The organism is Microcoleus sp. F10-B2 (assembly GCF_036704965.1).
Lineage (GTDB): Bacteria > Cyanobacteriota > Cyanobacteriia > Cyanobacteriales > Microcoleaceae > Microcoleus.
Genome location: NZ_JAUBTB010000001.1, coordinates 40476 through 54106 on the forward strand (window position 1 = coordinate 40476; position 13631 = coordinate 54106).

The 13631-nt window shown below is 46.0% G+C and carries 11 protein-coding genes, 1 tRNA gene and 1 pseudogene; 5 read left to right on the forward strand and 8 right to left on the reverse strand.

Annotation, left to right across the window (positions count from 1 at the left end):
* Positions 1-348: 348 nt before the first annotated feature.
* Entirely contained in the window at positions 349-1680 is a 1332-nt protein-coding gene (locus QUA99_RS00220) for a Rid family detoxifying hydrolase (protein ID WP_333234415.1), read from the reverse strand.
* A gap of 325 nt (positions 1681-2005) precedes the next feature.
* A pseudogene (locus QUA99_RS32990) lies at positions 2006-2304 on the reverse strand (DUF3095 family protein).
* A 148-nt stretch (positions 2305-2452) separates the two neighbouring features.
* Between QUA99_RS32990 and murJ the strand changes: the two are divergent.
* Positions 2453-4066: a murein biosynthesis integral membrane protein MurJ gene (gene murJ / locus QUA99_RS00235; protein ID WP_333234417.1), complete on the forward strand. Its 1614-nt coding sequence runs from the start codon at positions 2453-2455 to the stop codon at positions 4064-4066.
* Between the two features lie 110 nt (positions 4067-4176).
* Here murJ and QUA99_RS00240 read toward each other — a convergent pair whose 3' ends face one another.
* From QUA99_RS00240 to moaC, 3 genes are all read right to left on the reverse strand, one after another.
* Complete coding sequence (locus QUA99_RS00240) at positions 4177-4479, reverse strand: DUF3181 family protein (protein ID WP_333201587.1); 303 nt, start codon at positions 4477-4479, stop codon at positions 4177-4179.
* A gap of 64 nt (positions 4480-4543) precedes the next feature.
* The gene (locus QUA99_RS00245) at positions 4544-4801 is read right to left on the reverse strand and encodes a 2TM domain-containing protein (protein WP_333234418.1); all 258 of its coding nucleotides are present in this window, start codon (positions 4799-4801) and stop codon (positions 4544-4546) included.
* 88 nt (positions 4802-4889) lie between these two features.
* A complete protein-coding gene (gene moaC, locus QUA99_RS00250) occupies positions 4890-5411 on the reverse strand; it encodes a cyclic pyranopterin monophosphate synthase MoaC (protein WP_333234419.1) in 522 nt (173 codons plus the stop codon).
* 78 nt (positions 5412-5489) lie between these two features.
* Between moaC and QUA99_RS00255 the strand changes: the two genes are divergently transcribed.
* Positions 5490-5563 (forward strand) — tRNA-Arg (locus tag QUA99_RS00255).
* Between the two features lie 149 nt (positions 5564-5712).
* Here the strand turns inward: QUA99_RS00255 and QUA99_RS00260 are convergent.
* From QUA99_RS00260 to QUA99_RS00270, 3 genes are all read right to left on the reverse strand, one after another.
* The gene (locus QUA99_RS00260) at positions 5713-6975 is read right to left on the reverse strand and encodes an MFS transporter (protein ID WP_333234420.1); all 1263 of its coding nucleotides are present in this window, start codon (positions 6973-6975) and stop codon (positions 5713-5715) included.
* Positions 6976-7175: 200 nt separating this feature from the next.
* Positions 7176-8363 (reverse strand): glycosyltransferase family 4 protein, encoded by a 1188-nt coding sequence (locus QUA99_RS00265; RefSeq protein ID WP_333234421.1) that lies wholly within the window; start codon positions 8361-8363, stop codon positions 7176-7178.
* 251 nt (positions 8364-8614) lie between these two features.
* Positions 8615-10303 (reverse strand): DUF2079 domain-containing protein, encoded by a 1689-nt coding sequence (locus QUA99_RS00270; RefSeq protein ID WP_333234422.1) that lies wholly within the window; start codon positions 10301-10303, stop codon positions 8615-8617.
* 88 nt (positions 10304-10391) lie between these two features.
* Between QUA99_RS00270 and QUA99_RS00275 the strand changes: the two genes are divergently transcribed.
* The 3 genes from QUA99_RS00275 (at position 10392) to QUA99_RS00285 (ending at position 13522) form a co-directional block, all read left to right on the forward strand.
* Positions 10392-11633 (forward strand): histidine kinase, encoded by a 1242-nt coding sequence (locus QUA99_RS00275; protein ID WP_333234423.1) that lies wholly within the window; start codon positions 10392-10394, stop codon positions 11631-11633.
* A 432-nt stretch (positions 11634-12065) separates the two neighbouring features.
* Positions 12066-12782 carry an actin-binding WH2 domain-containing protein gene (locus tag QUA99_RS00280; protein WP_333234424.1) on the forward strand — a complete coding sequence of 239 codons (717 nt, stop codon included), beginning with the start codon at positions 12066-12068 and terminating at the stop codon, positions 12780-12782.
* Between the two features lie 29 nt (positions 12783-12811).
* Positions 12812-13522: a hypothetical protein gene (locus QUA99_RS00285; RefSeq protein WP_333234425.1), complete on the forward strand. Its 711-nt coding sequence runs from the start codon at positions 12812-12814 to the stop codon at positions 13520-13522.
* The last annotated feature ends 109 nt before the right edge of the window (positions 13523-13631 follow it).

Sequence of the window (13631 nt, forward strand, 5' to 3'; positions counted from 1 at the left end):
GTAATTGGTAATTGCTTGTAAAGTAATTGCTAATTGCTAATGGGTAACTGGCAATTAGTAATTGCTAATTGCTAATGGAGATTAAATCTGATTGTTTCAGATTGATTTGGGAGTAGGGTGCGCGACAGCGACAGATCGACTTTGTGCGATCGGCTGTAGAAGTTAATAAAGTCGCGCACTTTACCCTCGGCGGTTGCTATAAATAAACTTTGAAATTATTCATCTCTCTCCCCTCTTCCTCTGCGCCCTCTGCGCCCTCTGCGGTTAAATCGCTCATAAATATAAAAAAAACAAAATATCCAGAAACCAGACTTATTGAAAAAGCCTGGTTTTTCAAAAAAGCTCAAATCAAATCACGGCAATACAGTCAATTTCAACTAACACATCTTTCGGCAAACGCGAAACCTCGACACAAGCGCGCGCCGGTGCAGTTGCCTCATCAAAATACTTGGCATAAACCGCATTCACAGCGGCGAAATCATTCATATCTTTGAGGAAAACCGTAGTTTTTACCACATCCAACCAAGTCGCGCCCGCTTCTGTGAGAATCGCTTCGATATTTGCCATAACTTGTTCGGTTTGTTTTGCCACATCGTCGGTGTAGACAATATCGTTTAGTCTAATGTCGATCGCAATTTGACCTGCTACAAACAGCATAGTGCCCGTAGCGGCGATCGCTTGATTGTAAGGGCCCACGGGTGCCGGTGCTTTGTCAGTACGAATAATTTTGCGCGTCATAGATGTCACTTTTTGGGATTCTTGTTGACTGGTTTCCGGTTTGTAATGGATTTCTGGTTCTGAGATTTTGAGTTCGGAGGTTTCAGGCTCATAGACTTCTCCATCGGGCATTATAGCACCAGTCAAGTCTGCATTTTCAATATTCCAGCCATAACAATCACACCAACTAAAGTCTACCCTTTTTAAGTTTGCTTCTATCAGATTAGCTCCGGTCAAATTAGAAGATCGTAGATTGGCTCTTTCTAGATTTGCCCCTTGCAGACAAGCATATTTTAGATTTGTACTGTCCAGTTTTGCTTGTTCTAAATTGGCATTAGTCAAATTCATTCTTGACAGATTCACTTTGTGCAGATTAGCTTTCTGGAATTTAGCTTTTTGAAGTTTGGCCGATGTCAATATCGCCTCATTCAAATTTGCAAGAGTTAAGTCAGCTTCCACTAAGTATGCCTCAGTCAAATCAGCCTTATTCAAATTCGCTTTACTTAGGTTCGCTTTATGCAAAGAAGCTACACGTATGTCAGCACTATCTAAACTTGCACTACTCAGATTTGCTTCGTCTAAATTGACACCAAACAATTTAGCGTTATTAAAGTTTGCTCCTGTCAGAGTTCCCCGCTCTAAGTTAGCATAATTTAAAGTAGCACTACTAAAGTTGGCCCAACTCAAATCTGCACCGCTCAGGTCTGCCCAACTCAAATTTGCTGAAGAAGCGCCTACTAAACTGCTCAAATTAGCATTTGTCAGGGATGCTTTAATGAGATTGGCACTATTAAAGTTTACTTGAGTTAGATTTGCTTCACTCAAGTCTGCACCAGATAGATTGGAACCGTATAGGTCTATTCCACTCAAGTCCGCACCTTTGAGGTTTTCTTCTCTAAGGTCTTCTGAATGAAATTTTCGTTCGCCTTTGGCGTATCTTTCTAAAAGTTCTTCAGCTTTCATACATTAACCTCGATCGCCCTCCCGTCCCCAAAATCAGTATACCATTTTTTTGTTCTGTTGCTACTCCAATTCAATTTATTCATTTCAGACCAATATTTGGGTCATAAAAAGATAGATAAACCCAGTCTTCCCCACAATTTTCCAAGACCTTAGTTAACTAGCTTTTGCCATTTATGTAAAACCTGTCTCACTATTTGTGGAGTCCAATTAATACGGAGCATTTATTTTTTAAACCTACCAGCTATGCGCCTTCAGCCTGACGGATCGAGGCTATGTCTGTGACTTTCTGCGGTAATTCCGCAGTTCTAATGTTTTTACCCTAAAATTAGCTGCGAGTGCAAATTTTACCGGACTCCGCCAACTCAAACTCTAGGTTAAATTCGCTTTTAGCCACTTCTTTCACTGCCAGCAAAGCTTCTTCAGCAGCGGGTAAAATTTGCGGCCCAATTAACACAGAAGCGCGATCGCCACCCAACACAAACCGAATCTCTGTTTCACCAGCGACAGTCAAAACAGCAACGATCGAACAAGCCCCAATAAGTTAACATCTTTGTAACGTCCAGCTTCTACCGCTTGCGTCGAACCGCGAATATCTGTGACAAGAATGTACCAGGCATCCGGCATATCAATAAAGTTCTCGGGCTCAGTAATATCACCAAAATTAGCAAGAAAAGATAATTAGAAATATAATTTTTCTGATTTCATGTTATCATTTTCCCGATTTGCTATTAAACTTAGTGAAGCCTGTTAGCACTTGCGTTTGTAACTATTTGTGTCTGAAACCCAGAAGCCCTCTCGTTCCCTAGCGGGGATTGCCGGCATTGTCGCAGTCGCCACTCTAATTAGCAAAGTCTTTGGATTGGTGCGCCAAATTGCGATCGCCGCAGCATTTGGAGTCGGTGTCGCCGTCGATGCCTACAACTACGCCTACGTTATCCCCGGTTTCTTATTTATTTTGCTCGGAGGGATTAACGGGCCATTTCACAGCGCCATAGTCAGCGTTTTAGCCCGCCGCGACAAACAAGAAGCTGCACCCTTAGTCGAGACTATCACCACCTTAGTCGGTGGCTTGCTGCTGTTGGTAACAGTCGCTTTAATTATTTTTGCCGATCCGCTAATAGATTTGGTCGCACCTGGATTAAATAGAACAGCAGAAGGTTTAGAAATCAAAGCAATTGCCGTCCAGCAATTTCGGATTATGGCACCGATGGCATTACTTTCAGGCTTAATCGGCATTGGTTTCGGCACTCTCAACGCCGCCGATATGTACTGGTTGCCTTCGATTAGCCCTTTATTTTCCAGCGTTGCACTTGTCGGCGGTTTAGGGATTCTCGCACTGCAACTCGGAGACAAAATTATTCAGCCAGAATACGCACTAATTGGTGGCTTAGTGTTAGCTTGGGGAACCCTAGCGGGAGCAGTTTTGCAGTGGTTGGTGCAACTGGCGACGCAGTGGCGAGCAGGCTTGGGAACATTGCGCTTGCGGTTTAATTTTAAACGCCCCGGAGTGCAAGAAGTAATTAAGGTGATGGTTCCTGCTACCTTATCCTCGGGAATGCTGCAAATTAATGTCTATACTGACCTATTTTTTGCATCCTACATCCCTCAAGCTGCCTCTGCGATGGGTTACAGCGGGTTGTTAGTTATGACTCCTTTAGGAATCATTTCTAATGTAATTTTAGTACCATTTTTGCCGATATTTTCTCGCCTCACCGAACCCAAAGACTGGCCGGAATTAAAAAATAAAATTCGTCAATCTTTAGTTTTGACTGCCCTTACGATGCTGCCGCTGAGCGCTTTAATGGTAACACTTGCCGGGCCGATCGTCCGCGTGGTTTACGAACGCTATGCTTTCGATCGAGAGGCCTCGCTGTTTGTCACGCCGATATTGATGGCTTACAGTATTGGAATGTTTGTGTATTTGGGACGCGACGTTGTGGTGCGGGTATTTTACGCTTTGGGAGACGGAGAAACCCCTTTTCGCGTCAGTATTATCAATATCTTTTTTAACGGATTGCTGGATTATTTATTAGTAGGAGCTTATGGCGCGCCCGGATTAGTTTTGGCGACGGTGGGAGTGAATCTACTTTCAATGATTATGCTTTTGTACTTATTAGATAAAAAGCTGGGCGGCCTGCCTTGGGGGGAGTGGAGTTTGCCTTTTCTGGGGTTAACTTCTGCCAGTTTTCTAACTGCTTTCGTTACCTTGGCTACTCTGCAAGCCTGTCAAAGAGTTTTGGGTACTGAAGGTTTGGTAATTCAATTAGTGCAGTTGAGTGTAGCAAGTTTTGTAGGGTTAGGAGTTTTTGCCCTGTTTGTCAGTCAGATGAAGTTGCCGGAAGTTGATATGTTTGCCGATCGCATTCGCGGCCGTTTTCGCAAATAAATATCGGAAATTGGCGGCTGATTCCAGGAATCAACAAAAGTGCGATCGCCGCTTCGATCGAAAAAGACCAAAAAAGGCGATCGCCCTTAAATCCCAATCAACAATTGAGATCACATATTCCGCTGAAATTCCTCAAGCACATCCATCAACTGAACTTGACACTGCATCGGAATCAAATCTGCCAGCGGCACTTCCCGCTTGCCGCCGCCCAACTTGACTGGAATTCCTTGCAAAACTTGTCCAACTCTGTCAGCATCTATATTCCCATCTTCCAGCATCGGGTAAAGTTGTTGGGCAACAACGGTATGCAGGTGGGCATCACTGAGATACAAATGCCACTTGGCAATATCAATGTAGACATTTTCGCCGATTTCAGCGGCTAAGGATTCGATCGCCTGTGTAGTATTAGCCATATCAAAAAAGCCGAAAGTTATTTGTTATCAATCAAAAGACTTAACAAATCGCCCACCACTGCCTTCAGCCAGAATCTTTGGTGAGGGGCGAATAATCGGCGATCGCGAAAATGTAAACCGCGTGGGCCAAAACTACTAGAGCCCATCCACCCGTTACCGAAATTGCCCAAGGCCAATCAGCCTTTTGCAAATTGTGAAAAAACCACAAACCAGAATTGGTAGCAGAAAAAAGACCGACGTGGATGGCAAAATTCATCCGGTCATCTAAACGGCGGTACTCTGGATCGTTGCGATCGGGTTTGCGGGGCCAACGAGGAGGCATAGTTTTTCACTTGATATTAGTAGTTCTGGGCTTATTTTAAGCTTAAGTGCAGCTTTTTGAATTCTGCATCCCTCTTTCGGCAGGAAATTTAGGCCTCTAAATTTTCATAGTCTCCTGACTTGCCGCCACTTTTACTCACCAGTCGAATCGATTCAATGGCGATCGACTTTTCCAATCCTTTCGCCATATCGTACAAAGTCAGCGCCGCCACCGAAACCGCCGTCAGCGCCTCCATTTCCACCCCTGTTTCCGCCTTAATTTTCACCGTCGCCCGAATTTGATACCCCGGCAACCCAGCATCCGCTATCACCTGCACCTCCACGCTACTCAGCGGCAGAGGGTGACACAGAGGAATCAAATGCGCGGTCTGTTTCGCAGCCATAATTCCAGCCAGCCTTGCAGTGCCCAACACATCACCTTTCGGCGCATTCCCCGCTTCAATCGCCGCAAACGTCTCCGGCAACATCCGCACCCGGCCTGCCGCCACAGCTTGCCGCACAGTCGGCACCTTCGCTGAAACGTCCACCATTTGGGCTTCCCCGCTGTTGTCGAGGTGAGTTAGCTGTGCCACATCGGGCAATTTAGAAAAAGTTTGCGAAAGGTCTTGCATTATTTTGGTAATGGTGTTAATGTTAGATTCTGTGAGAAAAGAACTTAATCAATTTTAGATTAAATCTGAACTCAACAGGGGCTTGTAGCTTAGTTGGATAGAGTGCATGGCTACGAACCATGAGGTCGGGGGTTCGAATCCCTCCAAGCCCATTTAAAATCAATAAATACCTGTAGGGACACGGCATTGCCGTGTCCCTACAATTAATTGCGGTAGGGACACGGCAATGCCGTGTCCTCCTCACGAACGCTATCGATTATTTTGCGGTAGGGAAACGGCATTGCCGTGTCCTGAGTTGCTATCATTCCGGTGCAACCGGAATTGATACCAAAGCATAAACATCTTTGCCTCGACCGATCGCAAATTTCATCGAATTAGACAAGCCCTTGCTAGACTGAGTAATAAAAATCAGCAAAGCCAAGCCAGCGAGTCCAGCCGCCAAACCAAACATATTTCTGTAGCCAACTTGTTCAGCAACAAAGCCTAAAGTCGGCCCAGCCATCGCAATCCCCAAATCAAATCCGCCAATACAAAGCGAAAACAAGCGGCCCCTTTCATGAGGTTCGCACCTGTCAGACATCAGCGTTACCATCATCGGCATAACCGTACCGCCCGCGCAACCTTCAACCAAAGCTGCGATTAAAAAAGCACTGCTGTTGTTAGCAAAATACAACAATAACATAGAGACGGCATAACAGATTAATCCGCCAGAAATAAACAAGCCGCGGCCGTATTTGTCCGAAGCCCGTCCCGTGACCAACCGTATACCAAAACTGGCGATAGCAGCCGTAGAATAAAATAATCCTGGATTCAAATTTGCCTTAGTTTCTTGGATAAACAAAGGCATAAAAGTGCTCAAAGTTCCAAATACTAAACCAACCACCAATAACACTAAAGCCGGAATCCGCACTCTCGGATTCCACAGCATTTGCCAGTATTTTTGGCTAGTTTTCTCCTCAGACAGCGAGTCCGATTTTGTTAAATCTGCAAAATTAGGTTCCGCAACTTTGCAGGTAAAAAATACAGCCATTGCAGCGAACGCCGCCGACATCGCAAACAAAGGAGTGTAACCAACCCAAGCTTGCACAAATCCGCCAATAGCCGGCCCAACTGCTAGACCAATAGGATTCACCAAGCTCATGTAACCGATTAATTCGCCCCGCTTTCCTGGCGGCGACAAATCTGTTACCAAAGCGCTGTAAGCTGTGGTAAAAGCGGCGATGCTAATGCCGTGAAAAGCCCGGATAAATAACAGTAAGGGGATAGATTGAGCTAACAGGTAGCCCATCGGGGCGATCGCAGCGACTGCCGCGCCTAGCAGCAAAACTTGTTTTCGCCCCCTGCTGTCGGCTGTTTTACCCAACGGTGGCCTCGATAGCAAAAGTCCGATCGCAAATGCACCCATCACAAAGCCAATTTGCTGTTTTGTGCCCCCCACAAATTGAACGTACAGCGGCAAAGTTGGCAGCAGCGAAGCCAAACTCGACCAGAATAGCAGACCTGCGGTGAATAAAGTCAGCAAGCTGCGTCTGGGTAGGGGATCTATGTCCCTAAAAATATTCAAGATGCTAATTCCCTTTAAATCTTCTGAGTGCGCTCAAAGTAAGTTCGAGTGTCTCTATCATTGTGTTACAAATTCTTAAGATTTGCACCAAAAAAGTTGATATTCGACTCACTGTCAACCGTCAACCGTCAACTGTCAACCGTCAACTGTCAACTGTCAACCTTTAACAGTCAACTCTCAACTCTCAAAAAAGAGCATTTTTACCAATCAACCTCAGCCCTTTCCTCCACCACCCGTTCATAAACCCACTGAGTTTCCATCGCCAACTTCGGCCAGCTAAACCGGCGTTCCAAATCCTCATAAGCATTGTCAACCAACCACTGCGCGTAACCCGGATTTTTCAAAACCTCCAAAATTCCCCAGGCCAAAGAATCCCGATTGTTTGCCTCAGTAACAACGCCAGTTTTAGTGTGCAGCACCACCTCTGGAAGTCCGCCGGCATCCGAAACCACCACGGGCACCCTTGCAGCAAAGCTTTCTAACGCTACAATCCCAAAAGGTTCGTAAAGACTGGGGAAAACCGCGCAGTCAGCCACCGTCTGGAATTTGTCGAGATGTTCCTCAAACATGAACCCAGTAAAATAACACTTATTCCAAATTCCTAAATGCCAAGCTAAATGTTTTAGATGGTCTGTATTGCCGCCGCCAACAATTACAATTTTTGCTTGACCCCCCATCTCCCAAATTACTTTAGGTGCAGCATTGAGAAATACAGAAATGCCTTTTTCATAGCTAATTCTTCCTACATAATAGACAATTTTCTCATCGTCAGCAGCAAACTGGCGGCGGAAATTCATCGCGTCAAATTCGTGCCAGCGGGGTTTTTTCTCTGGTCTAATTCCGTTGTAAATTACTTCTATTTTGTTCCACGGAGTAGATAGTACCCGTTCGGCTTCACGCCGCATGTAATCGCTGCAAACAATTACCCGCCAAGCGTTGTAAGCGAGGTCGTTTTCCTTGGCGTTAATGTAGCGCTGCCCGTCATTGTGGAGGCCGTTGAAGCGCCCGTATTCGGTGGCGTGGATCGTGGCAATTAGCGGTACTTTAAAGGTATGCTTGAGCGCGATTCCCGCATCTCCCACCAACCAATCGTGAGCGTGGATGATATCAAAGGGGCCTTCCTCCAGCATCAGTTTGCCGCCTTGGTGGCCCATGCTTTGGTTGAGGTTCGCCACCCAGTGAAAAAAGTCCCTGGCGTGCCCCACCAACACCCGATGCACCCGTATTCCTTCCACCACTTCGTACATCGGCGCGTGGCCGAACTCTACTGTAATTAAGTGAATTTCGTGACCCAGTTTTACCAATTCAGGATACAGTTCCGATACGTGGCGGGCGATACCGCCTACGATTCTGGGAGGAAACTCCCATGCCAATACCAAAATTTTCATCTTTCTCCCTCCAAATAATTTATATATCTTAATGTTTAGGATTAACTAATTTATTGTATAATAGCCAGCCTCTAATTTGAGTGGTTCGCAAGTGGAGGCCCAAGGCCTGACTTATGGCAGCAACAAGGACGGAAAATCATGCCTAAACCTGGTTTTTGCAGGAAATTGCTCGATCGCCATTGCCTGAAAAAAAACAGGTTTCCTCAAGATTTGAGTGACTCAAGAAAGCAATGGCGATCGCGCCTACCCGCTTACCCTTTCTTCAAAATCGGCTCCAATTCGCGGCGAAAACGGCTCCAAGCAGCAGCCGATGCAGAGTTAGAAACAGCACCCTGACGCATCAAAATCGCGCCGTCTTCAAAGCCAACAATTCCGTACTCTCCAGATTTGGACATTCGATCGATCGCCGGTACAATCTCCTGCAACTGTCGGCGTTCTCGCCGAAACGCAGACTGATACTGCTGCAACTGCCAGATATCGGCAATTACATATTCCATCTTCACTGCCTTCCCCGCATCATTGCGCAGTTCAAACATCGGAAACCTGAGAATTTCCCGGCGGCTTGACAAAATCGGCACAATAGTATTCGTCGCAGCCACGCTAGCATCAGCAGGAATTTGAGCCAACAGCGGCCGCACTTGCAAAACGTGCTGCCATTGTCTGACCAGAGGAACCTGCACCCAAGGGTCGATCGCATCGGGCAAAATCCAAGAAAAAGTCCGATTTGGGTTTGACGTGAAGGTAAAAAATAGCGACAAGCAGATGCAAAACGCCCAAAAGCGGCGAAACTTTGAAGACGAAGGCAGAGGAAATAAAGCAGAAGGAAAACGCAAAAACATTCTTTCCTCTCTCACCATTCTATCTTCTTCCTTTTGACGGTTAGCCCACCACAGGATCGCCCCGTAAAAAAGCCCTGGAACCACAGTCATCGCATAGCGAATATTAATCGCCAGCACCGACTCTCCTTTCGCTAAAAATAGCTTCAGCAGCGGAAATCCAGCTATCATCCAAGACGCAGGCGCGAAAGCTGGAACCAAAGCTAATGGCAACCACTGGCCAAGCAGGTATCTAATCTTACCAAAAAACGGCGTAAACAATTGAGCCACCAACCGCCCGGGATTGCTCACCATTCCCCAAATAATTTCGAGAGTCGAAGCTTCCTCTCCATCGGCATATTGGCCGAAGCGCTCCATCATAAACCGCTGGGATATGTCAGCAGAAAACAAAGGCATAATCAGATTAGTCAGGACGATCATATAACCAAAACTGAGTATGCAGACTGCTAAACCAGTCCTCGGGTAGCGCCGGCTCAAAATCAGGTAAACTCCGATGCCAAATAAAACAACTCCCCCATCTTCTCGCACGGCCAAAATTAAAGTTGCCAGAATCCCAAACAGCGGCCACCAGCGCTTCTCCATCGCCAGCAGCAAGCTAAAGACATATAGCGGCATTTGACAAATATCGTGAAAATTGCCCAAAGTCGGACCGATGACCGCGTTAGCGCAGTAATAGCTCACAACAATTGTCGCCGACAGCCTCGGTTCGAGATAGTGTCTGGCGAGAGCCCAGAGCACTCCTCCAGCCGCGGTAATTAAAGTCACCTGCAACACAGTCAAAGTGACGGGCGAGGGAAACAGCGAGTAAATTGGCAGCCACAGCATCAGCGCCGGGGTGAAATGCTGCCCCAACCGGTAGTAAGATACGGACGGGAGCTGGTTTTGATGAACGACATTAGTGGACAAAGCCGAAGAGAGGGAACTCTCAAACAAGTGACCCCGAGTGCCGTTCCAAAAAAGTTGATTGAAAATGCCTTGGTCGTAAGTAGCGTAAAAGCTGTAGTAGCGGTGCAGCGTCAGCAACAGGCACAGCACAAAAAAGGCGGCCGCCACTTGAACCACCACCCGCAGCGACTCATTTTTCTTCCATCTCAAAAGTATCATCTGCCCGCCATAATGAAATTATCGGACAATAGCACAAATCTAAAGTAAGTATTAAATTAAAGTAGAAGTGAAATAACTCGGCTCGGCAATGGTCAATTATTTTCACCCGATCGAAAAGCTCAACAGCGTCCATCCAACACCCAGCACCAGCGATACCGACTGTTCTCCCGAACAGCCGGCGAATTCTGCATCGCTTCTACAGCTTTTGCTGTTCGTAGACAAGCGTCCCTCTTCCCGGGAACAAACCAGACACATCCGCAAGTACCTCAAAGATTTGAAGGCAGAGTGCGACTTTGAACTTCAAGTCATCGACGTAGGAGAACAGCCGGATTTAGCCGAACACTTTAAACTTGTAGCCACTCCCTCGCTGCTCAAAATTCATCCCGAGCCGCGACAAACTCTCGCCGGCAGCAATTTGATCGCCCAACTCGAACACTGGTGGCCCCGCTGGCAGCGTTCTGTAGAAGAATACGCACCAGGGCAGCAGTCGGCCCCAGCTCTAGCTGCAACTCTAGCCAACCCAAAACCCATCTATTCCGTTGCTTGCGCCGCCGAACTCCTGCAGCTATCCGATGAAGTTTTTCGCCTCAAACAGGAAAAAGAACGCCTGCAAGAGCAATTACAGTTGAAAGACCGGATTATTGCGATGCTAGCTCACGACTTGCGCAATCCCTTGACGGCCGCATCTTTGGCTTTGGAGACTATTGAGTCAAGTCAGAAGGTGAAACAGGGGGAAAAGCCGCGTTTGACACCGACTCTGGCGGCTCATTTGATGAAACAAGCCCGCCGCCAAATCCGGATTGTCGATCGCATGATTACAGATATCCTGGAAGCAGCCCGGGGCACAAACGCTCAACTCCACATTGAACCAAAAAAAATCGAACTGGGGGCGATTTGTCAAGACGTAATCTTGCAGTTTCAAGACAAATTTCAGGAGAAAAGTCTGAACTTGGAAACAGACATTCCCACAGATTTGCCCTTGATTTATGCCGATCCCGATCGCATCAAACAAGTCGTGGTCAACTTGCTTGACAACGCCAGCAAGTACACGCCAGACCGAGGAACTGTTAATCTTTCAATTCTCCACCGCACCGCTTACAAAGTTCAAGTCAGCATTTGCAACAGCGGCCCGGGAATTCCTGAAGAAAATTGCGAGAGCATTTTTGAAGACAGCTTTCGCTTGCAGCGAGATAAATCAACCAACGGTTACGGCATTGGACTGTCCCTGTGTCAAGGCATCATCCGCGCCCACTACGGTCAAATTTGGGTAGACTCCGTACCCGATCGAGGCAGTTGTTTTCACTTTACCCTGCCCGTTCAAAATAAGTAACCCAATATCAATACTTTCAGCTACTCTATCCAACATTTCTAGGATATTTCTACGATATGACCCCTTTAATCTCACAATTAGACGCAATTATTAACCTACTCACCCTCATCTAATCCAGAACTCTGCTAGGAAGATTCTAGCCGCTTTCGTGCGATCGGCTTTCACCCCGAAAGTCCCGGTCGTGACAAACTTTTGCTTCATTCACACTATGCCAATAACGTGACTCTAGTTTTTGTCCGCCGCTGCCGTGGGAGACAAATAAATAAAAATTGAATACAAAGCATAGGTGTATTCAGTTTGAGCCGTTTAGCTTTGCAAGTATCTCTCAAAACTCCTCCACATCTGAGTTTGTGGTGAGCTGGGTCCAAGAATAATTGGTTAACATAGAGTGTCCTGATTTGACAAGATTGCCAAGCGCACTCAGCTTGAGTTATGACTGATCCGGAGTCGCATCAGTCACAAGGAGAACTCGTGAAATATTTTTCAGTAGTAATGTATTTGCTGCGGGAACGGCAACAGTTTCTCGAAGAAATTCGCCAAGGTGTCAAGCTCAAATCTAAAATTTTCGGTTTGTTGATTTCTAGTACCGTATTTTTTGGCATTTACGGAGCGATATTAGGTGCATCTAGTACGTGGATGCAATGTTTGGTTTCAGCAATTAAGTTGCCAGCACTTTATTTGCTGACGCTGATTATCTGCTTTCCCACACTGTACTTTTTTAATGTCATGTTTGGTTCAAAACGAACGTTTGAACAGTATTTGACATTGTTGATGACATCAATGGCGATGATTAGCATTTTGCTGTTTGGATTTGCACCTGTCAGTCTGTTTTTTCTCATCAGCAGTACCAATTACACTTTTTATTTGTTGCTGAATGTTGCTATCATGGCAATCACAGGATTTTTGGGGGTAAGTTTCATTTATCAAGGAATGCACTTTCTGTCCGAACAAGATGCGGAAGGCAAAGATATCAGGCTAAATATTTTGCGCTTTTGGTTGGGACTCTATGCGTTTGTTGGCAGTCAGTTGGGATGGACGCTGAGACCGTTTTTTGGCGCACCTGGACAAGCTTTTCAACTATTCCGCAACCGAGAAAGCAATTTTTATCTGAGTCTGTGGCAATCAATTATGTCTCTGGGAGGATCGTAATTAATCCCAATTTAAGGAGATTTTAAAGAGTGATACAAGGGGATTTGGATGAGTTGAGAATTCCTGAGAAGGAGTTGGAGGATTTGAGCGGAATAGCTTTGAGCGACGGTTTTGCAGCAGATTTTTACAGACCTGCTGCACTCCGGGACGGCAAAAAGCTGTTTGCTTTGTTTTTGCATGAGTTGCTGATATTTTGTGTGACGCTTGTTGTATCGCTGCCTGTGGCTTTGCTGGTCAATAAACATCAAGTTGGTTCATTTAGCGAGGCTGAGATATTTGTCCGAGTTTTACAAATAACTTTGGGTTTGTCGCTGGCGATTACTGTTGCTTGGAATGTCTATAGATGGGTTAAGGCCAAGCCTCTGGCAACGCTGGCGGGTCTGCTGGATGAAGTTGAGAAGTATCATGAGGTGATTCAGGCTTTAGATATTATCGATCGCCTAACGGCTGCTGGCAATTTACAAGCCAATTTAATTAACCGAGGAGATGCAATTGAGGCATTAAAAATTACTAGAGAAAGTTTAGTCTGTGCTTTAAAAACAGAGAGGATTCTCAGGGAAAATCAGAAATTTATCGGCCGCCGTTACGAGTTATTTACTAATATTGAAAGTAACTTAGCTGCTTTGATGGCGGTCGATGTGAGCGATCGGGCGACTGAATACGGGCGGTTGTTGAATGAAGCTTTGGAAATTGGGATGAGCGTACACAAAGAGGTAAGAAAGTGGCAAAATGGACGTTAGAGTTGTTGCAGCGTTCCTGGTTTGTTGTAAAAGTAGTAACTGATATCTTGCACCATGCTCAAGAACAGGCAGGATGCCTGTGCCACAAAAATTAAATTTTCTTGTGGGG

Bases quoted from the DNA above. Each gene is read 5' to 3' on its own strand.
- QUA99_RS00220 (WP_333234415.1), bottom strand. From the start codon at position 1,680: ATGAAAGCTGAAGAACTTTTAGAAAGATACGCCAAAGGCGAACGAAAA.
- QUA99_RS00240 (WP_333201587.1), bottom strand. From the start codon at position 4,479: ATGGCTAATACTACACAGGCGATCGAATCCTTAGCCGCTGAAATCGGC.
- QUA99_RS00245 (WP_333234418.1), bottom strand. From the start codon at position 4,801: ATGCCTCCTCGTTGGCCCCGCAAACCCGATCGCAACGATCCAGAGTAC.
- moaC (WP_333234419.1), bottom strand. From the start codon at position 5,411: ATGCAAGACCTTTCGCAAACTTTTTCTAAATTGCCCGATGTGGCACAG.
- QUA99_RS00265 (WP_333234421.1), bottom strand. From the start codon at position 8,363: ATGAAAATTTTGGTATTGGCATGGGAGTTTCCTCCCAGAATCGTAGGC.
- QUA99_RS00270 (WP_333234422.1), bottom strand. From the start codon at position 10,303: ATGATACTTTTGAGATGGAAGAAAAATGAGTCGCTGCGGGTGGTGGTT.
- QUA99_RS00275 (WP_333234423.1), top strand. From the start codon at position 10,392: ATGGTCAATTATTTTCACCCGATCGAAAAGCTCAACAGCGTCCATCCA.
- QUA99_RS00280 (WP_333234424.1), top strand. From the start codon at position 12,066: ATGACTGATCCGGAGTCGCATCAGTCACAAGGAGAACTCGTGAAATAT.